Origin of the sequence: Dysgonomonas gadei ATCC BAA-286 (assembly GCF_000213555.1) — a bacterium.
GTDB lineage: Bacteria > Bacteroidota > Bacteroidia > Bacteroidales > Dysgonomonadaceae > Dysgonomonas > Dysgonomonas gadei.
On sequence record NZ_GL891979.1, the window covers coordinates 484113 to 511032 of the forward strand.

Genomic DNA, 26920 nt, shown 5'->3' on the forward strand with positions numbered 1-26920 from the left:
CATAACAAATATATACATGAAGTACAGAAGAAAAATATTGGAAAGTTTACTGATTTGTGCTCTATTGATTGGGTTTTCAGTACAAAAGGCTAATGCTCAGTATATGCCGGTAGTCTATGACAGGACGTATGATGGTGAAGGTATTCAATACCAGCATATCTATCCGGCTTCGGATGGTCAGGTTGTATTGGTTGGGTCTGTGGGTGAGAAGACCACAATAACATGGGTGAAGCGTGAAGGAGATATTTATTTCTCTCATTCCTTACCATCAGGCTTCACATCAGTGAATAGCGTTTCTTATATAGACAAAAATAAAATATTAATTCTGGGACAGTCCAATTATCTTATTTTGAAAAAGAAAACAAATAAGGTATGTGGTCGTGCCATTATTGTAGATAACACAGGGAAAATTCTTACCGATGTGTATCTCGGGGAAGATGGTAGCGAATTATTCTGTGGAAAAGTATTAAAAGACGGAAATCTTGTACTCGGTGGCTATGAGCCAAAGACAGGGGATGTAAGAGCCGGATTGTTGGGAAAAGTAGATGCTACAGGGAAAGTCATATATAAATATCTTTCCAGCGAAAGCGGGACTTGTATCGGTTTCGATGTTTTAGGCAGTACTACAGAATATATACATGCCGCATTTACCGGAGAAGAGGGGACCACTGCTTCTGTAGTTCGTTTAGATAGTAAGGGCAAACCGTTTTTTGTAACAAATCTGCCCGATCAGGGTTTTCATATACACAAAATGATAACAGCGCCTGACGATCATATCTTCCTTATAGGGAGTAGTGCTTCTACAGGCGGTCGCGTTATAAAAATCAGAACTGAGGGAGATATTGTCTTTAACAAGGAAATTGTTCCTGCTTCGGAGTTTTCTACATTAGAGCATCTCTATTTGGCAAACAATGGAAACATACTGGTTGGAGGTAATGGCGGCGATAAATGTTATTACTCGCTTTTGCGTAACGATGGTACAGACCTCTTGAAGTATATCTTGAGAGGAAGTATATCAGGCATGGGTTTGAATCCTGTTTCAGGAGAATCTGTCGTAGTCGGTTTCGATGCAGATCGTGGTCGCGGAACAATTGTAGGATTGGCTAAAGACGGACGGCAGATATATCAGAAATCTACCGATGGAAATTTCGATAAAACCCAATTGACTCAGAATGGTATTTTCCTAGCTAGTACAGCAACGGGACGTATTTGCATGCTCTCCAACATGGGTGATATGCTCTTTGACCGGTATGCTATCGAAAATGAGAGGAATGTTTTTGAAGAAATCAACTTTACATCCAACGGAGACATATTGTTCAAAGGAAGAAGCAACAGGGTGGTTAAGCTCGGTCATGGTGTATATGTGTCTGATGTGAGAATTAATAAACCTGTCAATGGTTATACAACTGCATTGTTTACAGTAACACTTACTGGATATTCAACCACAGAGCAAGGTGTACCTGTGCCTGTAACCGTTGAATACGGAACTAAGGCAGGGACGGCAACAGAGACGGACAACTACTCCCCGATAAAAGGAAGCCTTTCTTTTGTTCCAGCCAATGACGGTGCTACACGCTATATGATAAAACAAGATGTGGAAGTGCCTATCAAGGCTAATAACCTAATGGAGGGACGCAAAGTGTTCGAAATGCATCTGGCTAATGTAAATCACAGTTACCTGGTGAAGCCTGTAGGTATTGGTACGATTGAGGATCAGGAAGTTTTGGTAAAATTGGTAAATACCGAAGATGGTGTCGAAGACCAGAAAGATGTTACATACGAACTGGGAATATTCAAGACAAATGGTGAGATGCTAGTGAATTCAACCGGATCAGACATTATTGTAGATGGTGTATACGGTAAAGGGACTGCTGACGCTTTGGATTTTGATATGGGAATAATACCGCGCGTAGTCATAAGCAAAGGCCAAAAAACAGGTGCGTTTAATGTGAAGACCCTGAATGATACACGCTATGAGTTACCTAAGTCAGTGGTGGTGGATTTCAATAAAATACATGCTATAAACGATGCAAATATCAATTTTGAAAGCTCGCTGTTGAGTTGTGCCGGTAATATTATCGACCAACAGGCTATGATTGCTATTACTTCTTTGGGTGACCATGGAAGAATGAATAATATTGTCTCTGGCTTTTATCGCATATCATTGTTGAGAGCGTCTGACGGAGCATTACTGACAAATGCTACAGGAGGAGACGTAAATGTAACATGTTCGATTGGAGCTGAAACTACAGCCACAGAGGGGAAAGACTTTGTTCTGACTAACCTTCATGACCTCCGTATCTGGGGTGATGGCAATCGTAGTACCGTGAATCTGAATGGTATCGTTCTCTTCGATAAAGATAAGGCCGGGCCTAAAAAATTAGTTATGGAAATTAATTCTGTAACCACACCGGAGTATAGCCCACAAATATCCATTTCAACCGAAGGCAAATCAGCAAGCTTTGTAATTAATGATTAACAATTAAAAAGTATCTGTTTTGTTTTTATTTGCTGACCCTGTTTTTGAATAACTAATTTAAAGAATGAGAAATATGGAATATTTAAACGTCCCTTCTATTCTGTCTTTTAGACATTCTGTAATTAAAGAGTTTAAGGTATATGCTGGTTCCCGTAAAGGGGCAGTAGAGTTGGATTCTTCCGAATTTGACCCGATGGCCATTTGGAAACAATATATTGTACAGAAAAAAAATATCTGTAAGGAATTAATGTTGGCGTTTATAGATGATACAACACTGGCTTTCTTTCCCGAAAAATATACTTATACCTACAGATTCGAAAACGGGGTTTTGCAAATATATAATACCATACATAATTCCTGGAACAATTTTGCTTATGGCGATAGGAATAAACTGGTGATAAAACAAGGTCTTACCGGTGTTGGAAAAGAATTGTCCTTTATGCAGCGCAGGGCAAAAAATAGGGACGAAACCTGTTTTGGTGCATTAAATTATGCAGGTGTAAATTCATTATCCTATCTAAAAGATAAAAAAGCAACTATAGCTTGGTGTAATGTACATTATACCTTTCAATAACATCCTGAAAATAATATGCTTGATTCCTGAATATTAAGGAATGAGGATCAGTGTAATCGTAAGGATAAATGGTACAAGCAATGAAAAAAATGAATATAAAAGAACATATAAATATGACCATTATACTCCTGTGGATAATGGGATTTGTATGTTCCTGTTCCGCAGATAGTGTCTTTATTGATGAGGGTGGCAATACTGATGGTGAAAAGAAGATTTTTCTTTCCATGTTACTGAACCCGAATGAGGATACAAAAGAAAAGTCGGTAGGCAATATTGATGATTCTGATTTTGAAAGTCAGATTTACAGACTCGATGTTTTAATATTTAAATCAGCAGGAGAATATGAAGCTGGAAAAGTTGACGGACATGATTCTGTACCGCGTAAAATAATCAACGGAAATGAGTCTCAAACCATAGATGAAATAAAAGGCATCAGCCTGACAGCCGGAAAACGGGATATATATGTTATAGCCAATGCCCCGGAAGGATATTTTGCCTCTGTCAAAAATATTACACAATTTCTACAAAAATATGAAAAATTAAATACGCAAGGTTTATTTCCTCATCCTGGGACGGTAACTCCCAATCCGGGTGATAATCCTCCAATAGGGGGGATTAATCCTTCAGATATGAAGACCAATCTGACCATGTGCCATTATGAGAAGAATGTAAGTTTTAAAAATACAGAAGAACAACATTACTTGGGATATACATCAAATAATGGCCGTCCCGGAGATGTTGCATCTGATTATGGGCATGCTTTGTTTGGAGCTGATCCGTTTGTATTGGAACGGCTGGTGGCAAGGGTAGCGATTCAAAAGATTGAATTTGACCTGGCAACTGATATAGAATTTGAAAAGGATTACCCTACAAGTAATTATACATATCATATCGATTCGGTATTTATGATGAATGTGAAAACTGCATCGTGGTTTCCTGCCGAATCAGGAAATGTGCTGTCCGGAAAATTTGGTCATGGATGTAATATCGGATACCAGTTTTTGAAAAGTCCGATGTTATTAAATAATCTTAACCCGGCAAGCGAATTGACAAACTATTTAACAGAGCCAATCTTCACACAAAAATATGATATAACATCTGACGTAACGGCCAATGATACCCCTTTATGGTATTATGTTTTCGAAAACGATGAAAGTACCCTTTATCCTACCTATTTTGTGATAGGTGTAAGATACAATTTTGAGAGTACAAAAGATGCAGGGGTTATTAAAACGGTCAAGTGCTATTATCCGGTAATAGTAAATGCTCCGGCACCGGGAAAAACAACACATGATTACATAAAACGCAATTACCAATATGGTATCAAAGCTACAATAAAAGGTTTGGGAACTGTATATGGAAATAATGCTAGCCTCTTAAAAAGTGCACAGAGTCCGAATATGGCGATCGAGATAGATGAAACAATAGGTAAGAATCTCTTTCCTTGGGAAGGAAATACTTATAAGTAAGAAAAAAGAAAAATTATGAGAATAAAAACTATTATATATACATCTTTACCTCGTTTTGTTTTCTTCTTGAAAACATGTATGACTTTATTCTTCTTAACCTTTATAGTATTGCTTTTAATGCTTCTTCTACAAGGTTGTACGGACAGTAATGTTATGCAAATTCCTCAGGGAGAGGACGGACAATCCAGCCTGTCCTTGCAAACAAAATCAGTACCTGCTGAATTAATTAATAATTCACATTTGTATGTATTTGATGAGGATAGGAAATTTGTCAAAGAACAATTTAATGTTGATAAATCAGGGGACAAACTTTCCACTACGATGGCAGTTGGGGAGTGGAATCTGGTACTCATCAGTTGCAATACAGATGTTTCAGGCCAATTGAATATTCCATACGGAGGCGATATTGATACTTCCCCGATGTGGGAGACCAAATTGATAGCTCCTGCGAATCAGTTCCTATCACAAACTCCGGCAGAATTAAGTTATGCGCCTATCTTCAATACAGAGATACAACAAGGCATACCAACTTATAAGAATGCTTCTCTAAACAGAAATGTGGCAAAAATACAGGTGATATTAGAAGAATATACCGGTTTTAGTAATATCGTAGCGGGAACTAATCCTCTTGCTTTTGTGGAATTACTGGATGTACCAACAACTTTGGCTTGGAGCGGAAAGTATCTTCCTACCAGAGATACTCCATACCAGTCTGATAAGCCAATAAGGGAATATTTCAATTTTAATAGTCAACTGAAAGCAGATACTGTCGATTTTATTGTACCGGCACATAGAGGTGATGACTCATTTGCTACTACACATAGCGATACTACGCATCACAAACTACGCCTGCGTGCAAGTATGCCGTTAAATAATGCCAGTTATTATGGAAAAACTCCTATCGAAATACCTTTTGTCCCTAAAATCAACCGTATTGTTCAGGTAGTACTGAAATTCAGAGGCGAACCTGATACTGACCTCGATGTAAAGGTGACGGTGAAAGACTGGGAGGATTTCATAGATCAGGATATAACATTCGATTAACGAATAATGATGTAGCCCAAAGTGGGTTATTCGAAGTTTTGTAAAGTTTGTGTTAAGGTGAATCCTGTGAGTCGGGAGATTCGCAGGTTTCTTTTAATCGAAGTATTTCATAATTAGATTTTAAACATTTTAGAAAAGATGAAAATCAGAAAAATACATAACAATTTAAAAGCAATATTTTTATCCGGATTTCTTCTGGTTTTTCTTGGAGCTAATGCTCAATATATTAGTACCGAGGATAGTATTGCAATAGCAAAAGAGAGGGCCAGGGGGTCTATAATGCCACGAACATCTAATCGTCCGGCATCACCTAATGCAAATAGTATTTCTGTAAACAGGGATGCGGCCATCGTAACATATACCCCGGCCGAACTTGTAGAAAAAATATTCCTCAAAAGTCAGGGAGGTGATTGTGCAACGGAAGGAGTCATTGAAGATGTTACACTTCATGCACTAAACTGGACAGGTACAGCATGGTCAACAACGAGTCCCGAATACAACAGATCCATGTCATACTTTAGTGGAGGACAGACGACGGGAACCCGTGTATTGGGAGTAGAAAGCGGAATATTACTGACCACTGGGCCGGGGCTGTATGCTGAAGGCCCCAATGGTAGTGGAAGTGGGGCTCAGAGTGCACTGAATGGAGGTAAAACGCTTAGTGATGCTGATTTACAAGCTTTAACAACTAATGGTATAAATTGTGGTACGGTATTGGAATTTACTTTTACCCCACAATCATCTCAAATTAGTTTTGAATATGTATTCGGGTCGGAAGAATATCCTAATTATTCTAACAACCAGACTTATAATGACGTATTTGGGTTTTTTATCTCGGATGAGGATGGTGTTTCCAACAAAAGAAATATTGCGATAGTACCCGGAACTACCGATTTACCAGTTGCAATCTATAATGTAAACCAACTAAGGAATACTGAATATTTTGTTAATTGTTATACTACTGCCGGACAACAAGTAGAATATAACGGACATACAACTGTACTGACAGCAAAAGCCAATGTTGAGCCGGGGAAAAAGTACAGATTAAAGCTTGCGATAGCTAATGTAGGGGATAGCAGTTATGGGTCGGGAGTATTCCTTAAAGCTGGCAGCTTCGACTTAGGGCTTGGTATCACTAATCATGGGAACGAGATTCAGGGTATGGACAATGTCTTCCAGGCTTGTGAGAGTAATAAATTCACATTGAAGATAAACAAAAGTTCTGTGGCAAGGACAATAGCTATGACTTATTCCGGAGCAGCTTTGAATTTTATTAAACAGCCGGATGGAAGTAATATGCCTGCGACAATTAATGTACCTGCATATTCGACGGAAGTAAGTGTACCTTACAAAGTATTGAGTACTGTGTCTACAAACGGTGGAGACTTTAATATTAAGGCAACGATTCCGGGATGTGGTGAAATTACAAAAACAATATATGTATATCAACAGTTCTTATCTGCTACAGTAAAGACTACACCTTCATGTAATGGAAATGACGGCAGTTTATATGTTGAGGCCGCTGGTGGTTCTCCACGTGTAGAAATGAGCCGGAACGGAGGGGGCGACTGGCAAAAGATAGCTGTACCTTTTACCGGACTGGCACCGGGAAATTATACTGTACTTGTGCGTGACTCTATCGGATGTAATACAGAGACACTTACTGCCGTTGTAACTGGTAAACCTGTTATAAATAATACCTTCACCGAAACTACTGTCTGTGCCGGGACTATTGTGCCTAAAGTAGCACTTACAAGTACTGTCGCCGGAACTACTTATGTCTGGACATGCAATAATTCTGCCATCGGTTTAACATCAGGTACAGGGGATATTCCTCAATTTACCGCGAAGAATACAACCACAGGACAGTTGGAAGCTACGATAACAGTTACTCCTACAGCATTTGGTTGTGTTGGTGTTTCAAAAAGTTATAAGATAATAGTCAATCCGGTTGCCGGTGTAAAACCTATTTCTAATCTGACAGTCTGTAATAACAGCCAGGTATCGTCTATCCCATTCGAAACTACGGCAATGCCAACAAATAAGGTAACATATACATGGAAAAATAATAATGCTGCTATCGGTCTTGTTGCCAGCGGTTCGGGTTCGAATCTACCGTCTTTTACTGCTGTAAATTCAGGTACTGCGCCTGTAACAGCAACAATAGAAGTAACACCCAAATATGAAGATTGTATTGGCACGCCGTTGTCATTCACCATTACGGTCAACCCGACAGCCGTAGTGAAGCCTATTACTAATTTGACAGTATGTAATAACAGTCAGGTACCATCTATCCCATTTGAAACTACAGCTACTCCGTCCGGAAAAGTGACATATACATGGAAAAACAGTAATACTGCTATTGGCCTTGTTGCCAGTGGCACTGGATCTAATCTACCTTCTTTTACTGCTGTAAACCCGGGTACTACACCCATTACAGCCACAATAGAGGTAACACCCAAATATGAAGATTGTATTAGTACGCCATTGACATTCACTATTACGGTCAACCCGACAGCCATAGTGAAGCCTATTACTAATCTGACGGTATGTAATAACAGTTTGGTTTCATCGATTCCATTCGAGACCACCGCAACACCAACTAATAAAGTGACATACACATGGAAAAACAGTAATTCTGCTATTGGTCTCGTTGCTAGTGGCACCGGTTCAACTCTACCGTCCTTTACTGCGATAAATCCAAGTACTGCGCCAGTAACAGCTACAATAGAGGTAACGCCCAAATATGAAGATTGTATCGGCACACCGTTGACATTCACTATTACAGTCAACCCGACAGCCATAGTGAAGCCTATTACTAATTTGACGGTATGTAATAACAATCAGGTACTATCTATCCCATTTGAAACGACAGCTACTCCATCCGGCAAAGTGACATATACATGGAAAAACAGTAATACGGCTATCGGTCTTGCAGCGAGTGGTTCGGGATCGGTCTTACCTTCTTTTACGGCTACTAATTCAACAAATAGTCCTATTACAGCAGTAATAGAAGTAACACCGAAATACGAAAACTGTGAAGGTACTAAACTTACATTTACTATTACCGTAAATGCTCCTGTTATGGCAGGAACTATAAAGGGCAATCCGTTTGTATGTGAAAATCAGAACCCATTGGAAATAAAAGAAATTACAGCAGCTTCGGGTGGGAGCAATTCATTTACATATCAGTGGAAGTACAGTACAGACGGTGTAATATGGACAGATATACCGGGTGCAAACAATATTTCTTATACACCGGGCCTCCTCACTGTTGATACACATTTCAAAAGAATGACTATCGATGGGTTCTGTGGACAACAATTTGAAAGCAACACCTTTACCATAAAGGTTATGGCTCAGCCGACAACATTATATTGGAAATCAACAGCCGGAGACAGCAATTGGAATAACCCTGACAACTGGGTGGATAAAGATGGTAACCAGTTGGGAATGGTGCCATTGGCATGTACCGATGTTCAGATAACCGGTGGTTCTGCTAATTATCCTTCATTGGACTTGGTGAGTACACCCGTTGATTTATATGGAGCTCCGCAATGTAAGAATATTACTTTCCAGTATGGATCTGAAGTTGCGTATCAGCATAAATTAGCTTATGAAAAAGCTTTTGTTCAGTATAACTGGGGATATTACAGTAGTACAAGTGGGCTGACGGAAGGTACTCAGCCGGACAAGAACGGATCAGGTTCTCCATGCTTGGTGAAAGAACGGGATACCTGGTATGCCTTAGCTGCTCCATTAAAGAATATGGCATCGGGAGACTTTTCATTTGGCGGTTTTCCGGTAACATGGCAGGGTGGTTTTAATATACAAGACCCTGTAACCGGGCAGTCTGTAGAGGTAGAAGCCGGAGACTTCAGTAAAGCATATGCGAGAAATGATATTAATCTGGCAGAAACTAACAATGCGGTTGCAATAAAAGTTCCTTCATACAAAGATCAAGTAGGCTATAATAATCATTGTCATATGGATGGCCTTGAAGGAGTACTGGAATTCCCATACTTTGAAAATGAAACGAAAGCGCCATTTTATCCAGCTCACACTTATGATAAATTTACCGGAGAAAGTAAGTTTTTCTATTTTGATACTAAAACACTTCAATTGATATATTCTCCGGTAGGACAAATGAAACGTGGATCGGAGGCTTATCGCTTTATATATGAAACATCTTCGAATGAGGTTAAGAACATTAATATAGGTGGAAATAGTGTACCAGGATATGCTCAGGAAATATCGAAACACATTGCCACATCACAGAAAGTTATGGTTGGAAATCCATTTATGGCATCTATAAATTCTAAGCGTTTCCTTGATGCCAATAATATAGATCCGATAGCACCGAAACTATTGGTTAGTGATGGATATTTTGTATTCAATAGCACATTGCAAATATGGGAGAACCGCCCGTTTTCGGCGACAAACAATATCAAACCTCAACAGGCATTTATTGTGACATTGGCCGAAGGGGTAAATAGCACGGAGTTATTGTATCCATTCGAAGGGACATATGCTCTGACCGGACCTGCTTTCAGAGGACTATCCCAAGTATTGCCGGAAGGAAGTTCTCTCTATCTGAAAACGAGTGACAATAATGATATGTCAGGAGACTATGCTATATTGAATGCATCCTGGATGGGGAATATTGAAAGTAATGTGAAGAAAATGATATATACAGAGGGACACATTGTACCCGAAACATTCTTCATCACCCCTGACGGTAACGATTATAATCTTGTTCAGGCAATTGAGGAAGGTGTCAAGGAAATAGGTATAGGTGTAAAATGCTCCGATACTCAAAAACCTCTGAAGTTTACATTCGAAAATGTATCTGAATTTTATTCGACTTATGGCGTGCGCCCTGTATTAGTGGATAAATTTATGTCTATAGAGCAGGATTTGACCGATAATGATACTTATCATTTTAATCAGCGAAAGACAACAGTAGAAAACAAATACATAGATGCAGACAGGTTTGTGTTACGTATGGCATCTCCTGGCGATATTGTTGGAAGTGTAAATGATGGCATTCATATAGTTTATCAAAATGGAGTTTTGGATGTAAAATCGGATAGAATAATTAAGACTGTTCATGTATATGATTTGTATGGAAGGCTGATACATTCAAATAGGCAGATAAACACAACAGTTTATACCAAATCTCTATCGTTAGCCCAAGGCTTATATATTGTAAAAGTGCGAACAGAAGATGGTAAAACTAAAGTGGAAAAAATAATGGCTTTGTAAGTAATAATTGATTAAAATAAGCGAACTCATGGATAACATGCAACAAATATTGATGAAAGAAAGTAAAAATGATTCTGATAATAACCAGATATACCTGTATAAAATTAATGATTATTGGTTTGCGTACGAATATTCGGCATTTTATCTATACTCTATTTGTTGTGTTGATGCCGTTTTTAAATACGTAGAGCCTGAAAATAAGAAAACAATATTAATATCTGTCTTAAAGAATGGATATGAAAAGGCCGGTAATCCTCAACTAAGGGTTATAGAAAGAACAGAACATCAAATGGTACTCAATTGCGGGATTAAATGCAAAGGTTTTCAACAATGGAAAGACGGGTGGATAACCTTATTTAAGGATCGGTATTTTGTTCAGATTATTCAGGAATTTTATCGCTCATTGTGTAAATTATGAACGAAGGAGCACGAAAGTAGTCATTTTTCGAGTTTTACTTATTTATTTAAAATATTACAAATTAAAATCATATAAAAATTGAATATGTTTAATAAGAAAAATAATATATCAGGTATTATATCAGCGACCTCTTTGGATAAGTCGCATAGCGTTCTATCCCAATCAACAATGTTTTCGGGAGAGATAAACTCAAAAGGAGATCTAAGGATTGATGGTAGTATCGAGGGTAATATTAATTGCGAAGGAAAAGTTATTATTGGTCCCGATGGAAGAGTCAATGGCAATATCAAAAGCAGCAGTATCGAACTGATGGGTAAGATTAACGGCGATGTTATTGCTTATGATATTGTCCGGCTTAAATCATCATCTTATTTCAAAGGAGAGATAACTGCTTTAAACTTAGAGATCGAGGCAGGCGCAAATTTCTTCGGTACCTGTAAGATGGTAACAGAACAAGATACAATTGAAAGAGCAACTTTTGTACCGGAAGCCTTAGCTATAGAATAACTGTTTTGTAAAATATAATTGAAATTTCGCACGACGTATTCGAAGTACATTAGAAGCCGCCTGATATAATTTATATCAGGCGGCTTTTACCATAAAAGTATCGATTTCAATCCTCTATTTCAACATTAAGCATACAATCATTAATAATAGGTATGGTTAATTTCAATTTTCATTATTTTTAGGGATTGTACAAGCTATACCTTACCCGTACATTTGTAATCGTAAAATTGGCACTATTATACTGAATTTTATGAAAAAACAATAATCCCGGATATTATTTAAAATATCTAATATATTCTATAAACATATGTTAAAGTATATATTTATAGTGACTGCACTCTTTGCAGCTACCTTGAATACTATTGCGCAAAAAACGACAAAAGAAAAAGTTTCAGGAATAGTAAAAACTACTGATGGACAGCCGGCTGAGTGCATCTCAGTCTCTTTGAAAAATACAACTTATGGTTGTATAACAGATGAAAATGGTCGCTTCCAATTTGATGCTCCTGCCGGGGAATACACGCTGGTCGTATATTCTATTGCAGCTCACCGTAAAGAAACACCTGTTGTTATTAAAACTGGCGTTTCAAACTTCTTTCCAGACCTTACTATTATAGAAAATAAAAATCAGTTGGAAGAAGTGGTTGTAACCGGACAGTTTACCCCACAGTCGCTTCGCAATTCTCTTTACAAAGTAAGAGTAATTAATAATCAGGCCATCCAGCAAAAAGCAGCAACTGATATGCAATCGTTGTTGAATACTGAAATCGGGGTACGGATTACCAATGATATAGCTTTGGGAGAAAATAAATTTGAACTGATGGGAATGGGGGGCAATAATATAAAAATTCTCGTAGATGGAGTTCCTCTTGTAGATAGGGGTGCTACTAAGCAAAGCCTTAGCCAGATAGATATAAATACGATCGAACAGATAGAGATTATAGAAGGCCCTATGTCTGTCATATATGGTACCGATGCCTTGGCTGGAGTGGTAAATGTGATAACTAAAAAGGCAAGAGTAGTACCCGAAAAGAATACCTATTCCGTATCAGCACGCGTGCAGGAAGAGACAATAGGAGATGAGTATGAAGCATTTTCGGGAGAAGGTATCCACAACGAAAGCCTGAATCTGAACTGGGGATCAAAAACAGGCATCTACCTCGATGGTGCATACTCGCGTAACGTCACAGGAGGATGGAGAGGCGACGAAGTGGCACGAGCCAGAACATGGGCACCCAAGGATCAGTTCTACTACGACGGAACTGCCGGATATAAGAAAAAAAACTTGAATGTATGGTATCGCCTTAGTTATCTCGATGAGACGACATTTAAACCGGAAAATCCCAAAACAGAAACTTCAAACGAAATTGTAGACGTAGATTACCTTGTTGATAGATATACCCACAACATGCAAGCTGATTGGAAAATAAGCAATAGGCTGGGTGTCAACGTCGTTTCTTCCTATCAGGATTATAAACGTCGTACACGTACAATTGTTTCTGATTTGGAAAGCGGTGAGAGATGGTTATCGACAGATGAATCGGCTCAGGATGTATCAAAGTTCCAGGGGGCGTTTATGCGTGCCACAGCTACATGGAAAGCAACATCAGCTATAGATTTACAGCCGGGAGTCGAATATAATTGGGACAAAGGCTCGGGAGGGCGTATATTGGGAAAACCAGATATTTCTACCTTTGCCGCTTTTCTGTCAGCTGAATGGCGTGCCACAGAATGGTTCAGCATTCGTCCCGGAGTGCGTTCCATTATAGTTGCCGATTACGATGCTCCGGTGGCCATTCCGTCGGTAAGTACAAAGTTTTCGCTAAATCCGGATATGGATCTGCGCCTGTCGTATGCATACGGCTTCAGAGCGCCTACATTACAGGAGTTGTACTTCTCTTTTCACAATGCCAATCACGACATAGAGGGCAATCCGGATCTGAAAGCCGAATACTCCAACAATTTCACAGGCTCTTATACATGGCGTATATTTCACAACGAAAATATAAGGCTTACTTCTACACTATCAGCTTTCTATAACGATTTCCAAGACCGTATAGAGACAGCTTATGAATCGGAGAATTCGACCAAAACCACATATAAAAATATATCTAAGTATAAAACAACCGGCGGAACGTTAGAGAATGCACTGATATGGAAAAACCTACAGGCAAATATCGGCTTCTCTCTGGTTGGGCGCTACAACAATCTGCAAGACAACGAAGATGTAGCAGCCGAAAATAAAGATATGCCCGATTTTCGTTTCTCTCCCGAACTGAGTGCGAGTATCACTTATCATATAACAAAGAGTAAAACTAACCTTAATCTGTTTTACAAATTTACAGGTAGCCGAGACGAATATCAGTACGATAGCACGACCAAAGAATTGTATCTCGGAGGCGTAGGAAGTTTCAATTGGGCTGATTTTACAATTAGCCAGCGCGCAGGTAAATATCTGAATATAAATGCCGGAATTAAAAATATATTTGATATAACAACCGTAAGAAATACAACCGGAGGTAGTGGACACGACGTCAGTGGCCCTTCCACACTGAAGGGATGTGGACGTTCCTATTTTATCGGTTTAAGTTTCCTTTTTAACAAATAATTAATCAATAAATAGACAAAATGAAAAAATTACTGTATTTATTTCTTTTTACGGCCTTGATAGGCTTCAACTCATGTAGTGATAGTGAAGACGATGTGAAATTGCCAGATATTACTGTCAATTTTACATCTGCTGAATTGGGACTCGATGAAGATAACGAATCTATAGATATTACTATAAACCTGAGCCGTAAGGCCGAATCAGCAATTGATGTCACTCTGGGAGTTACAGCTACTGGAGCAGTCTATGGTACACAGTTTACAACTGGTCCTGCCGTTACAAATAACCAACTTGTAGTGAATATCCCTGCAGGAAGTACATCAGCTTCATTTAAAGTATCCAAAGTTAGCGAAGCTTTATTTGATGGTACGGAAACCTTGACTTTTACCATATCCTCGATATCCATAAATAATGGAATTGTTATTGGCGATAAAAAAGAAGCCACCCTTAAATTCGGTGCAATAGTATCGGAAGGTCAAAAGCTGATTCTTGAAGGAAAAGTAGGTGATGTAGCTTACGCTAATTCTGTGTATGTAGATTTGAGTAGTAATACACAGACTCCTGTGGACCGTAAGAGCTGGAATTTAGGCTTCTACGGTGGCAGTGATTTTAAAGTTGTATTGAATGGAGCCTATGCGACTACGGCTACAGCTTCGACTAAGACGGATATTACGGCCGTAACTCTTGCCGATGCAGAAGCTGCAAAAGATATAGCTGCAAGTCCTATGACTGTAGAAGGGTTATCTACAGAAGTAATAGACAGTTTTGACGGCGATCTTTCAAAAACCGTATTTGCTACAATATCTGCTACAGATAGTGAAAACAAGGTTTATTTTGTTGCATCGGAAGGAAATAAATCGAGCCGAGATCAATGGTATAAAGTGAAAGTCAGCCGTAATGGAGAAGGTTATAAAGTACAATATGCCAAAGTTAGTGAAACCACAATCAAGACTGTCGAAATAGCTAAAGATGCCGCCTATAATTTCACATTCTTGTCTCTGGAGACAGGAACAACGGTTAATGTAGAACCGGAAGCTAAGAAATGGGATATCGTATGGGGGTATAATATCGGTTCTACGATGGGCATGCCTTACTTTATGCAGGATTTAGTGCTTATTAATAATGTTGCCGGAACGGAAGCTATACAAGTAATGGTTTCGGATATTGCATATGAAGATTTCAATGAGTCTAAAATTGCAAGTCTCACATTCTCGAAAGTTCGTAACGTAATTGGTAGCAATTGGCGCGTAACATCTAATATGGGTGGATCTACAGCTCCTCTTGGCATACAGTTTGACCGCTACTATGTGATAAAAGATGCTAACGGATTCTATTATAAACTGCGCTTCCTGACAATGGGCTTGGCTAATGATAAGGGGGACAGAGGACGTCCGCAGATAGAATATGCATTAATTAAATAAAAATATATTCAGATAGAATAAATACAAGTATGGCAGACCGATTTATCGGTTTGCCAACTTGCGTTAAAATATCTGACTAATAAATTAAGTAACTGTTACGAAGTATGTCTAAGTCAAAACTTATAATTATAATATGCGCTGTATTGCTAATTATTGCCGGATGGATAGTTTGGGGTAAGCTTGTTTCCACCACCAAGATCGGTCTTGTCAATTTTCAGCAGTTTCAGGTCACCAGCCTTATAAAATCAAACACAGATGATTTTATAAGTTTTGAAGAGGTATCTCTTGATGATCTCGACAAACTGAAAAAGTATGATTTCGTCCTGGGATTCGGTATGGGAATGAATATTTCGGCAGAGCAACGTGCCGAAATACAAAATGCAGCCGATAATGGAGTTCCTATTTATATATACGCTGCTACCAATCCCGACAATAATATATGCAATCTCGATAGTATACAGAAAGAGAGCGTTTCTTCATATATCAGCAATGGAAATAGAAAGAATTATCAGAATCTGGCAAGGTATATCCGTCAGCATATCGATAAAAAGTCATTCTTTGTTACTCCAGCCGATTCGGTAGTCGAAAGTGCATCCGATGTGCTTTATCATTTAGATGAGAATGTATCGTTCAATACGGTGGGTGAATATGAAAAATATATCAAAGAACATAACTTCTATAAAGAAGGCGGGGCTAAGATTGCCATAGTAGGCGGACTTAACGATCCTTTTAGTGGAAACAGGGCAAATATAGACAGCATGATCGTTTCGTTCCAAAATGCAGGGATGAACGTTTACCCTGTTTCTTCAGCCATGAAGCGTATCGATTTTCTGAAACAAATACAACCCGATGCGGTAGTATATTATGCACATGGCCGTTTGGCTATGGGGCAGGCAGATGCTGCTGTGGAGTGGCTCAAAGAAAGGAATATACCTATATTCTCACCTCTTACTATCTTGCAAACGAAAGAAGATTGGATGAAAGACCCGATGGGAATGTTTGGCGGATTCATGTCTCAGAGCGTAGTCATGCCCGAATTGGACGGAGCCATCTATCCGTATGTTGTCAATGCTCAGGAAGTTGATAAAGACGGCTTATATCTATTCAAGGCTATACCCGACAGGTTGAAGAATCTGACACAGATTGTCAATAATTTCATCAACCTGAAGAGAAAAAGTAATACAGATAAGAAAGTTGCTATCTATTACTTCAAAGGAGCAGGACAGGAAACGTTGACAGCTCAGGGATTGGAAACAGTTCCATCACTCTACAACTTGCTGAAGCGACTAAAGGCTGAAGGCTATAAAGTAGACAATCTGCCTGCAACGGAGCCGGAGTTCGAAAAGCTGCTCATGGCTCAGGGTGCAATCCTAAGCACCTATGCCGAAGGGGCATTCGACAATTATCTGAAAAACGGAAAACCGGCATTGGTCGAAAAATCGGAATATGAATCTTGGATACATCAATCGCTTTCGGACGAACTCTATGCCGATGTCGTAAATACATACGGAGAAGCTCCCGGAGCATATATGAGTGTTCACAAGGATAACAAATATTATCTGGCAGTTGCCCGTATCCAACTCGGAAATATAGCACTCCTGCCTCAGCCTATGGCTGCACTGGGGGGTGATGCCTTTGCCATTGTCCACGGAGCTAAATCAGCACCTCCGCACACATACATCGGAGCATATCTGTGGTCGCAGTATGCGTTCAAAGCCGATGCTATGCTGCATTTCGGCACACATGGCAGTTTGGAATTTACACCTCAAAAGCAAGTAGCGTTGAGCAGCAACGACTGGCCTGACCGTCTGGTAGGGACTATCCCGCACTTCTACTATTATACCATTGGCAATATCGGAGAAAGTATGATGGCCAAACGCCGTTCGTATGCTACCACGCTATCGTACCTGACACCGCCGTTTATGGAGAGCAATACCCGTTCGCAGTTCAAATCTTTACAGGATAAAATCCGAGATTATTACAAGATCGATGAGGCTCATCAGTCAAAAGCTTCGCTAGCCGTGAAGAAAATTGCCGTGCAGATGGGATTACACCGCGAATTGCGATTAGACAGTGTTCTTACCTCTCCCTACACTACGGCAGATATAGAACGCATCGAAAATTTCTCGGAAGAGATTGCCAACGAGAAGATGACAGGCCAATTGTACACCACAGGAATACCTTACGATGCTGAAAAGATAAAATCGTCTGTATTGGCTATGAGTGCCGACCCTATTGCATACAGTTTGGCAGCACTCGACAAACAGCGAGGTAAAGTAACCGAACAGCAATTGAAAAATAAAGTTGTATTCACTCAGCGTTATTTAGAACCTGCCAAAATATTGGTAAATCAGGTATTGAATGGCAAAACAGTAGACAGCACATTCGTTTGCCAAGTGGCGGGTATTCAGACAAAAGATCTCGGCGAAGCAAAAAAAATGCTGACACCGCCACGGCGCGGTATGATGGCAATGGCAGCATCTTCTGGTGCAAATGCAAAACCTGCTGCCAAATCGGGTGGGGGGCATCCTTCGTGGATACCCAAAATAGGAGAAAGACCAGAGGAAACGAAAAACAAAAAAGAGGAAACTCCTAAACCCGCAGAAAAGCCTAAGAAGCCCGAATATACAAAAGAGCAAAAGGACCGTGCCCGTGCTATTACAGAAGTAGAACGCACGATCAATAATATTGTCAACTATAAGAATGCATTGGTACAGAGTCCCGAATTGGAACTAAAATCTATCCTAAATGCACTATCGGGTGGCTATATCGCTCCATCATCGGGTGGCGATGCAGTGGCAAATCCGAATGCTGTGCCTACAGGGCGCAATCTGTATTCTATAAATGCAGAGGCTACACCATCGGAAGTGGCTTGGGACAAAGGAATCGCCCTTGTAAATGCAACACTGGATCAGTATAAGACACAGCATGGAGAATATCCGAAGAAAGTGAGCTATACATTCTGGAGCAGTGAGTTTATCGAAAGCGAAGGAACTACTATTGCGCAGGCTCTTTACATGCTCGGTATAGAGCCGGTGCGTGATGCTTTTGGCAGGGTATCGGACATTCAATTGATTTCGTCCGAGACTTTGGGACGTCCTCGTATCGATGTTGTAGTGCAGACATCGGGTCAGTTCCGCGATCTGGCTGCATCCCGCCTGTCTCTGATTACGCGTGCTGTGGAAATGGCAGCTTCGGCCAAGGATGATAAGAATGGCAACTATGTATCTACCAGTACAACCGAGATCGAGCGTCAGCTTGTAGAGCAGGGCATACCGCCAAAGAATGCGCGTGAAATGTCTACCCAGCGTGTGTTTGGAGGTATCAACGGTATGTATGGTACAGGCATTCAGGGCATGGTTACCAGTGGCGACAAATGGGAGAGCGAGAAAGAAATAGCCGATACCTACATCAATAATATGGGTGCAGTGTACGGAAGCGATAAAGAGTGGGGCGAATACAAAGCGGGACTTCTTCGTGCAGTGCTTCACAATACGGATGTTGTAGTACAGCCTCGTCAAAGCAATACATGGGGAGCATTGAGCCTTGACCATGTATATGAATTTATGGGAGGGATGAATCTGGCTGTTCGTGAAGTAACGGGCAAAGACCCGGATGCTTACTTTGCCGATTATCGCAACCGCAACAATGCCAAGATGCAAGAACTGAAAGAAGCTATCGGCGTAGAGTCTCGCTCTACGGTTTTCAATCCGGCTTACATCAAGGAAGTAATGAAAGGTAAGGCATCGAGTGCCGCACAAATAACTGAAGTAGTGACCAATACCTATGCATGGAATGTAATGAAGCCCGACGTTATCGACAACGAGATGTGGGACGAACTGTATGATGTATATGTAAAGGATTCTCACAATCTGGGTGTTCAGGGTTTCTTCAAACAAGAAAATCCGGCTGCTATGCAGGAGATTACCGCCGTAATGTTGGAAACCGCCCGTAAGGGTATGTGGAAAGCATCGGAACAGCAACTGGCAGATGTGGCCAAACTACATACCGACTTGGTAAATGAATTCGGCGCAACAGGATCAGGCTTTTCGGGTTCGAATGCGAAGTTACAGGATTTCATCGCACAGAAATCTACCCCTGAGAATGCGGCAGGCTATAAGCAACAGCTTCAGAAGATGAAGACCGCAGATGCGTCATCCGACATTAACAAGAGTGGAACTGTGCTGAAAAAAGACTCGATGAGCCAGTCTGACAATGGCGAAGAAAACTCATTGAACGGTATCATTGTTGTTGCAGTCGTTCTGCTTGCATTCCTTGCACTATTGTTCGTACTGCGCAAAAAACGTAAGAGTAATAACTAAATATAGAGGTCGGAGACGTTGTCTGTACGATTTCTCCGACCTTTTATTTTATGGAATTAATTATACAGATATTAATGCTTTTTATTGTTATAAATTGCATTGTAAAACTAAGTTTCTGGAAGCCTTGGCAGGCAGCTATATTCGGTCTGATTTGTGCTGTTTTCGTCCTGTGGACGTGTCAGTATGCCACCATGCAGTCGAAGACCCAATTGGCTGACTACCTCAAAAACATAAAGGTGATGCAGGATGCTGCCGTACTCATTACCATTGAGTCGGCTATTTGCTTTGCTTTCTGCTTTGCCGCCTTACGGGATATGTTCGGGAAGAAGGTGAAACGGTGGATACAACCTCTCTATTGGTATCCTAGTTTACTTATATTCCCCGTACTATTCTATCTCCTCACTCAACTGATATTCAGTTTTCCGGGAACGGATTTCGATGCCATATCCTACATCTTGGCTGCGGCCGCTCTCCTTATTTTACCCGCATTGAGCTATCTGGTCAGGTATATTTATCATGAAAAGGAACTAAGACTGGAGGTGTATTTCCTTGTCAGCCTTTTTGTCTGCATTATAGGTCTGATAACTACCGTGAATGGCAATGTGACTTATGCCGCAGTAGAAGAACAACTGAATATTAAGGCCTTATTGCTGTCTTTGGGATTGTTTAGTACAGCCTTTGTGCTGGGCTTTTTCTGGAATAAGGTAAAATGGATTATCCGACAAAAGAAAGAATCAAAGAACAAATTATCACAACCAACTAAATAAGAATTATTAATGGAAGTAATTTCAAAAGTATTATTCTGGGTAGCCAATAGTTTACTTATACCCGACATTATTATCCTGTTATTTCTTTTTGCACGTTCACTACTGCTAATTGGTAGTTTCTACAATCAGTTTATGGTAAAAAGGAAAAATGATAAAGAACTGAACGATAAGATTAAAAATCTAAGCATAACAAACATAGATACGCTGAAAAGCTCTTTGCCCGAAAAAGACAACTCTTTGTTTGTCAGATATCTTCGCGATTTGCTTACCACTCCCGCCAGCGATGCCTATTCAGATTATCTGATCTCTAACTTTGAGAATGAAGCGGAGAAAGATGCATCTCTATCGAAACTTCTTGCCAAGATGGGGCCCGTACTTGGTCTTATCGGTACGTTGATAGCCATGAGTCCGGCTTTGGTAGGGTTGTCTACGGGAGATATATCGGGTATGGCTTACAATATGCAGGTCGTATTTGCGACTACGGTTGTGGGGCTTGTGGTGAGCGCAGTAGGTCTGGTTACGCTTCAGTTCAAGCAACGCTGGTATGCCAAGGATGTGAATAATCTCGATTATGTGTCGAGGATATTAACCGAAAAAGAAGAGCAGGTATGAGACGGAGGCAAAGAAGAATCAGCAAGTTTTCGAAAGAAGAGGACACCGATCCGCTAAGTGTGATAGTTAATCTTTTCGATGTGGCAATGGTTTTTGCTGTGGCTCTGATGGTGGCCATGGTGATGCATATGAATATGACAGAGGTTTTTACACAAGAGGACTATACGATTGTGAAAAATCCGGGTAAAGATAACATGGAGATCATTACCAAAGAGGGGAATAAGATAAACAAATATACCCCTTCTCAGGATCAGTCTTCTCCGCAGCAAAAAGGTAAGAAGGTGGGTATAGCCTACGAATTGGAGAATGGGGAAATAATCTATGTGCCCGAATGATATAGATAAAGAGTACGCTCTTCATTAAATACTATTAATCGACAAGGAACTACAGGCTGTATAGCTTGTAGTTCTTTTTTTACCAATCAAATACCAATTGACAGGCTGCTATAGAGTAGCCTGCTTTGTTTTATAAAGCAGGCTAAGAGTGATTTTATAATGGCAATCCTCTGCTAAATTGCGAAATACTTTGATATACTTAATACTACAGTTCGTATACAAAAAGCCTTCTTTCGTCTACTATTCAGATTCCAGTCTGCATCAAACCCTACTTTCGTATCAGAATCAAAAACAAAACCATTATGAATAAGAAAGAAACAATAATGAAAGTATCAGAGGTGTCCGGAGTTAACTTAACCAATTGCAAAAAGGTATTGGATGCTTTTGAGATGATCTTCAGCAATGAACTATCTCAGTCAGGCGGGGCAATGAGTGCTTTTGACAAGATATACAAGGTGATGAGTTTCATCAAAAATAAAAAAGATAACTAATAATAACTATATAAAACTAACAGCTATGCATCTCAAATTAAAATCAATTATTACTATACTTATTTGTTTATTGTATCCGGTTGGCTTCTCAGCCCAGACTAATGGATTGCGAACTCAGACAATACGTGGTATTGTAACAGACAGGGCATCGGGTGCCCCTCTGTCTTATGTTTCCATCGGACTTCTTGACAAACCTGAAATTGGCGTTACAGCAGATGAAGATGGTAAGTTTGTCCTGAATAATGTACCTGTGGGCAGGCATACGGTACAAGCTACATTTGTAGGGTATGAGCCGAGTGTTTATCGTGAAATATTGATTACTTCGGCAAAGGAGGTTTATCTGGAGATACAAATGAAAGAGAATATAAAGGAACTGGATGAAGTTATGATTTATTCCCGCACCAATAAAACACTACCGCTTAACGAAATGGCGACTACAGGAGCCCGGATGCTTAGCGTAGAAGAAGCAAGCCGTTATGCCGGAGGAATGGATGATCCTGCTCGTCTGGTGGGGGCTTTTGCCGGAGTGTCGCCTAGTGTATCGAATAATGGTATATCCATTCATGGGAATGCCCCGCATCTTTTGCAATGGCGTTTGGAAGATGTCGAGATCCCTAATCCAAATCATTTCGCAGATATTTCCACATTAGGAGGAGGTATATTATCCTCCTTGAGCAGTAATGTATTGGGTAACTCGGATTTCTTCACTGGTGCTTTTCCTTCCGAATATAGTAATGCCGTGTCGGGAGTATTTGATATGAAATTGAGAAACGGAAATAACCAGAAATATGAAAATACATTCCAGCTCGGGATATTGGGGATCGATTTTGCTTCTGAAGGTCCATTAAGTAAGAAGCACAATGCATCATATATTTTCAATTATCGCTATTCAACAACATCTCTTTTGAATTTAGGTGGAGATTTGGATTATCAGGATTTGAACTTTAAAGTAAATCTTCCAACAAAAAAAGTAGGTATATTTTCCGTCTGGGGAACAGGCTTGGTAGATAAAATCGTAACTGATTTTGAGGAAGATCCTAATAAATGGGAAAAAAATGATGATGCAAAAAAATCTACAGCGAAACAAAATATGGTGTCTGTCGGTATAAGCCACCGTTATTTCTTTGACAATAATACTCGGTGGAAAACAACTATAGCGGCCACTTACTTTAACCATGATGCATGGGAGGATATTTTCGATACAGGAATGAATCATACTCCATATATGAAAATGGAAAGAAGCAATACTAACCTTGTTTTCACGACATCATTTAACCGCAAGTTTAATAAAAAATTTACTAATAAAACTGGATTTACATTCACCAAAATGTACTATGATATGAGTATGGACTTATCTCCTTTCTTAGACCGCCCTATGGAGAATATCACAAAAGGAGAGGGCAATACCGAACTTATATCCGGATACAATAGCTCATCGCTGGCATTAAATGATAAGATTTCACTAAATTTTGGAGTGGATGCTCAGATACTTACTTTAAACAATAGCTGGACTATAGAGCCTCGTATGGGAATGAAATGGCAGACAGACTCAAAATCGTCTTTCGCTTTAGCCTATGGATTACATAGCCGCATGGAGAAGATGGATGTCTATTTTGCGAAAACAAATAAGACAGGCGATAAATTGGTAAATAAAAATCTGGATTTTACAAAATCCCACCATATCATGTTTACCTATAATTATAAAATATCTAATGATATGAACCTTAGAATAGAGCCTTATTTTCAACACCTGTATAATGTCCCGGTTATGGCCGACAGTTCATATTCTGTACTGAACAGAAATGAGTTTTATGTGAAGAATGCATTGGTAAACAAAGGTAAGGGGCGTAATGTCGGTGTAGATATTACATTGGAAAAGTACCTTACGAACGGGTTATACTACATGATCACAGGTTCGGCCTTTAATTCTAAATATTGCGGTGGAGACGGAGTTTGGCATAATACGAAGTTTAACAGAGGTTTTATACTAAATACACTGATCGGTAAAGAATGGATGCTGGGAAGCAATAAACAAAACATACTAAGTGCTAATCTCAAATTTACACTTCAAGGTGGAGACCGTTATTCTCCTATTGATGAAGAAGCTACAATGAATCATCCGGATAGGGAAGTGCAATATGATGAAAATAAGGCCTTTTCTAAGCAATATTCTCCTATGTTTATTGCTAATGCGACAATCAGTTATAAGATCAACAAGAAAAAAGTATCGCACGAATTTGCCATAAAAACGATAAATCTGACCGGAGCAAAAGAATATTACGGATATGAATATAATTACAAGACAGATGTAATAGAGAAAAAAAGTGGTTCTACATCAATACCGAATGTAAGTTATAAAATAAATTTTTAACTTCTACTTTTAATAATATGAGTACCTGATTTTTTTTAACTTAGCAGTATGAACGATCTTTTTTTTAAATATGATGTTATATATAGATAGAAACAATTCTTCAGTTTTGTACAGATTTCTCATCGATCCTGGGTTTCGAATATGGAGGCACCTTATACTGATATTGAGTATTTCGATTATATCAATCAACCAGGCATTTAGTGTATTCGATTACGGTATTGTTAAAAGCAGATCAGGTATATTCTTTCTTTGTATTATTTACATGATATCCTATTGTACAGTGGGATACTTCAATCTATTTGTTTTAATTCCGAAATATTTTTTAAAGAAAAAATATATTTTGTTCTTGACCTTTATGTTATTATCAATGGCATTGTTATTGTTGGTTCAGTATAGTTTTGAATATCTCGCTTTATTATTCTTACAAACGGCTCCGGCACCGACCTCAATCTTCAACCCTGAGAATACTATGTTAATAGATATATCGTCTGCATTTATAACTATTACATTGTGTATTGCGGGTGCGTCTGTCAGTGTGTTAATTAAGCATTGGGTGATAGATAATCAACGTATTTCCCGTCTCGAAAAAGAACATATACAGTCAGAATTGGAACAACTGAAAGATCAGATAACACCTGATTTTTTATTTAAAATACTCAATCGTACAAGTGTTTTAGTAAAATCCGAACCGAAGAAAGCTAATGAAATGCTGATGAAATTGAGTATGATACTCCGTTATCAATTATACGACTGTGGCAGAGATAAGGTTTTATTGAATTCGGAAATAAATTTTATTCAGAATTATTTGAATTTACGACACTTGTTTTGTGATGACTTCATGTTCGAAGTTGTAATAGAAGGAAATGTTAACAGGACATTCCTTCCCCCACTTTTATTTATACCTTTTGTTCAAAATAGTATTAGTCATATATCAAAAGGGGAAGGGGGAAATTATCTATTGAAGGTTCGTTTTGAAGCAATTAGTAATACCATCAACTTTTGGTGTAACAGTACTAATGAAGTATCAGTAAATAGTCCTGATTTGTTAAATATCAAACGACGTCTCAATCTCTTATTCCCCGACAAATATTCTTTAAATATTGTCAACTCCGGAAATGAAAGTAACATGATAAAATTAGAATTGAACTTAGAATAAATGAATAAATTAAAAATAGCGGATGACATAATTCCTGCGCTTCTGGTAGATTCTCGTTTCAGAATTTGCAGGCATATATTACTATTCATTATCATATCGGTAATTACACTCAACTTTATTTGGTATATACCTGAAAAATATACAGTTAATTTCAGTATGCTTTATGGCTGGATAATCTACATGCTGGTATTTGTCGGCGCGATATATGCTAACTTATATATTTTTGTTCCTTATTTGCTCTTGAAAAACAGGCTCCTGTTATATCTGCTTTCGCTGATATTTATGGTATTCCTTACTTTATTTTGCATATTATTTGTACAGCAATATTTTTTCAAAATAAATAACATGGTGGAAACGGAAAAACAAGTGCTTTCCATTGATATACTTAACATTTCATCAGCAATAGTAGCTTTCAGTCTGTTATTTATGGGGACGACAGCATTTTTTCTCCTGAAAAATTGGATAACTTATAACCAACATATAGATGAACTGGAATCTGCAACACTCAATTCTGAACTGAAAATACTCAAGAGTCAAATCAATCCGCATTTTTTGTTTAATATGCTCAATAATGCCAATATTATGGTGGATGAAGATCCCGATACGGCATCGGAAATACTGACTAAACTGGAAGACATGTTACGTTACCAGATAGATGACAGTTCGAAAGATAAAGTATCTCTGAGTGCCGATATCCAATTTCTTACACGATTTCTTGATTTGGAAAAAACACGTCGCGATTACTTTGGTTATACAATATCGGAAGAAGGGAATATAGGTGCAATAGAAGTTCCCCCATTGTTATTCATCCCGTTTGTGGAAAATGCAGTGAAGCATAATTCGGATAGCGACAACGCTTCCTACGTGCATTTACACTTCAATGTAGATCATGGCTGTTTATATTTCATTTGTGAAAATTCAAAACCGAAGAAACCGGAGGAAAGGGCAGTCGGAGGATTGGGACTGATAAATATTCGCCGTCGCCTCGACCTTTTGTATGGTAAAAATTATGCATTGGAAATAAACATTACAGACTCAACATATACTGTAAACCTTCAACTGAATTTATTATAAATACTAA

The 26920-nt window shown here is 39.1% G+C and carries 17 protein-coding genes; all 17 read left to right on the forward strand.

The window, feature by feature from the left end; genetic code table 11:
* Positions 1 to 16 precede the first annotated feature (16 nt).
* Positions 17 to 2479 (forward strand): Calx-beta domain-containing protein, encoded by a 2463-nt coding sequence (locus HMPREF9455_RS01825; RefSeq protein ID WP_006797865.1) that lies wholly within the window; start codon positions 17 to 19, stop codon positions 2477 to 2479.
* A 73-nt stretch (positions 2480 to 2552) separates the two neighbouring features.
* Complete coding sequence (locus HMPREF9455_RS01830; RefSeq protein ID WP_006797866.1) at positions 2553 to 3053, forward strand: hypothetical protein; 501 nt, start codon at positions 2553 to 2555, stop codon at positions 3051 to 3053.
* Positions 3054 to 3133: 80 nt separating this feature from the next.
* Entirely contained in the window at positions 3134 to 4522 is a 1389-nt protein-coding gene (locus HMPREF9455_RS01835) for a fimbrial protein (RefSeq protein ID WP_006797867.1), read from the forward strand.
* A 15-nt stretch (positions 4523 to 4537) separates the two neighbouring features.
* Positions 4538 to 5566 (forward strand): FimB/Mfa2 family fimbrial subunit, encoded by a 1029-nt coding sequence (locus tag HMPREF9455_RS01840; protein ID WP_006797868.1) that lies wholly within the window; start codon positions 4538 to 4540, stop codon positions 5564 to 5566.
* 138 nt (positions 5567 to 5704) lie between these two features.
* Positions 5705 to 10831, forward strand: a complete 5127-nt coding sequence (locus HMPREF9455_RS01845; RefSeq protein WP_006797869.1) for a choice-of-anchor L domain-containing protein — start codon at positions 5705 to 5707, stop codon at positions 10829 to 10831.
* Between the two features lie 28 nt (positions 10832 to 10859).
* Positions 10860 to 11249, forward strand: a complete 390-nt coding sequence (locus HMPREF9455_RS01850; protein ID WP_006797870.1) for a hypothetical protein — start codon at positions 10860 to 10862, stop codon at positions 11247 to 11249.
* 84 nt (positions 11250 to 11333) lie between these two features.
* Entirely contained in the window at positions 11334 to 11756 is a 423-nt protein-coding gene (locus tag HMPREF9455_RS01855) for a bactofilin family protein (RefSeq protein ID WP_006797871.1), read from the forward strand.
* A 307-nt stretch (positions 11757 to 12063) separates the two neighbouring features.
* The gene (locus HMPREF9455_RS01860; RefSeq protein ID WP_006797872.1) at positions 12064 to 14364 is read left to right on the forward strand and encodes a TonB-dependent receptor; all 2301 of its coding nucleotides are present in this window, start codon (positions 12064 to 12066) and stop codon (positions 14362 to 14364) included.
* Between the two features lie 20 nt (positions 14365 to 14384).
* On the forward strand, positions 14385 to 15785 hold the full coding sequence (locus HMPREF9455_RS01865) for an HmuY family protein (RefSeq protein WP_006797873.1): 1401 nt from the start codon (positions 14385 to 14387) through the stop codon (positions 15783 to 15785).
* 104 nt (positions 15786 to 15889) lie between these two features.
* Positions 15890 to 20107, forward strand: coding sequence for a cobaltochelatase subunit CobN (locus tag HMPREF9455_RS01870; protein WP_006797874.1), 4218 nt, complete (start codon positions 15890 to 15892; stop codon positions 20105 to 20107).
* Positions 20108 to 20157: 50 nt separating this feature from the next.
* Positions 20158 to 20874, forward strand: coding sequence for a hypothetical protein (locus tag HMPREF9455_RS01875; RefSeq protein WP_044215328.1), 717 nt, complete (start codon positions 20158 to 20160; stop codon positions 20872 to 20874).
* Positions 20875 to 20883: 9 nt separating this feature from the next.
* The gene (locus tag HMPREF9455_RS01880; RefSeq protein ID WP_006797876.1) at positions 20884 to 21486 is read left to right on the forward strand and encodes a MotA/TolQ/ExbB proton channel family protein; all 603 of its coding nucleotides are present in this window, start codon (positions 20884 to 20886) and stop codon (positions 21484 to 21486) included.
* Positions 21483 to 21821, forward strand: coding sequence for a DUF2149 domain-containing protein (locus HMPREF9455_RS01885; RefSeq protein ID WP_006797877.1), 339 nt, complete (start codon positions 21483 to 21485; stop codon positions 21819 to 21821). Before HMPREF9455_RS01880 ends, HMPREF9455_RS01885 begins: the two co-directional genes overlap by 4 nt.
* A gap of 302 nt (positions 21822 to 22123) precedes the next feature.
* Positions 22124 to 22312: a hypothetical protein gene (locus HMPREF9455_RS01890; protein WP_006797878.1), complete on the forward strand. Its 189-nt coding sequence runs from the start codon at positions 22124 to 22126 to the stop codon at positions 22310 to 22312.
* 25 nt (positions 22313 to 22337) lie between these two features.
* Positions 22338 to 24683 carry a TonB-dependent receptor gene (locus HMPREF9455_RS01895; protein WP_006797879.1) on the forward strand — a complete coding sequence of 782 codons (2346 nt, stop codon included), beginning with the start codon at positions 22338 to 22340 and terminating at the stop codon, positions 24681 to 24683.
* 367 nt (positions 24684 to 25050) lie between these two features.
* Complete coding sequence (locus HMPREF9455_RS01900) at positions 25051 to 25839, forward strand: sensor histidine kinase (protein ID WP_052303037.1); 789 nt, start codon at positions 25051 to 25053, stop codon at positions 25837 to 25839.
* Positions 25840 to 26913 carry a sensor histidine kinase gene (locus HMPREF9455_RS01905; protein ID WP_006797881.1) on the forward strand — a complete coding sequence of 358 codons (1074 nt, stop codon included), beginning with the start codon at positions 25840 to 25842 and terminating at the stop codon, positions 26911 to 26913. It begins immediately after the preceding gene.
* The last annotated feature ends 7 nt before the right edge of the window (positions 26914 to 26920 follow it).

Bases quoted from the DNA above. Each gene is read 5' to 3' on its own strand.
- HMPREF9455_RS01825 (WP_006797865.1), top strand. From the start codon at position 17: ATGAAGTACAGAAGAAAAATATTGGAAAGTTTACTGATTTGTGCTCTA.
- HMPREF9455_RS01830 (WP_006797866.1), top strand. From the start codon at position 2,553: ATGGAATATTTAAACGTCCCTTCTATTCTGTCTTTTAGACATTCTGTA.
- HMPREF9455_RS01835 (WP_006797867.1), top strand. From the start codon at position 3,134: ATGAAAAAAATGAATATAAAAGAACATATAAATATGACCATTATACTC.
- HMPREF9455_RS01840 (WP_006797868.1), top strand. From the start codon at position 4,538: ATGAGAATAAAAACTATTATATATACATCTTTACCTCGTTTTGTTTTC.
- HMPREF9455_RS01845 (WP_006797869.1), top strand. From the start codon at position 5,705: ATGAAAATCAGAAAAATACATAACAATTTAAAAGCAATATTTTTATCC.
- HMPREF9455_RS01850 (WP_006797870.1), top strand. From the start codon at position 10,860: ATGGATAACATGCAACAAATATTGATGAAAGAAAGTAAAAATGATTCT.
- HMPREF9455_RS01855 (WP_006797871.1), top strand. From the start codon at position 11,334: ATGTTTAATAAGAAAAATAATATATCAGGTATTATATCAGCGACCTCT.
- HMPREF9455_RS01860 (WP_006797872.1), top strand. From the start codon at position 12,064: ATGTTAAAGTATATATTTATAGTGACTGCACTCTTTGCAGCTACCTTG.
- HMPREF9455_RS01865 (WP_006797873.1), top strand. From the start codon at position 14,385: ATGAAAAAATTACTGTATTTATTTCTTTTTACGGCCTTGATAGGCTTC.
- HMPREF9455_RS01870 (WP_006797874.1), top strand. From the start codon at position 15,890: ATGTCTAAGTCAAAACTTATAATTATAATATGCGCTGTATTGCTAATT.
- HMPREF9455_RS01875 (WP_044215328.1), top strand. From the start codon at position 20,158: ATGGAATTAATTATACAGATATTAATGCTTTTTATTGTTATAAATTGC.
- HMPREF9455_RS01880 (WP_006797876.1), top strand. From the start codon at position 20,884: ATGGAAGTAATTTCAAAAGTATTATTCTGGGTAGCCAATAGTTTACTT.
- HMPREF9455_RS01885 (WP_006797877.1), top strand. From the start codon at position 21,483: ATGAGACGGAGGCAAAGAAGAATCAGCAAGTTTTCGAAAGAAGAGGAC.
- HMPREF9455_RS01890 (WP_006797878.1), top strand. From the start codon at position 22,124: ATGAATAAGAAAGAAACAATAATGAAAGTATCAGAGGTGTCCGGAGTT.
- HMPREF9455_RS01895 (WP_006797879.1), top strand. From the start codon at position 22,338: ATGCATCTCAAATTAAAATCAATTATTACTATACTTATTTGTTTATTG.
- HMPREF9455_RS01900 (WP_052303037.1), top strand. From the start codon at position 25,051: ATGGCATTGTTATTGTTGGTTCAGTATAGTTTTGAATATCTCGCTTTA.
- HMPREF9455_RS01905 (WP_006797881.1), top strand. From the start codon at position 25,840: ATGAATAAATTAAAAATAGCGGATGACATAATTCCTGCGCTTCTGGTA.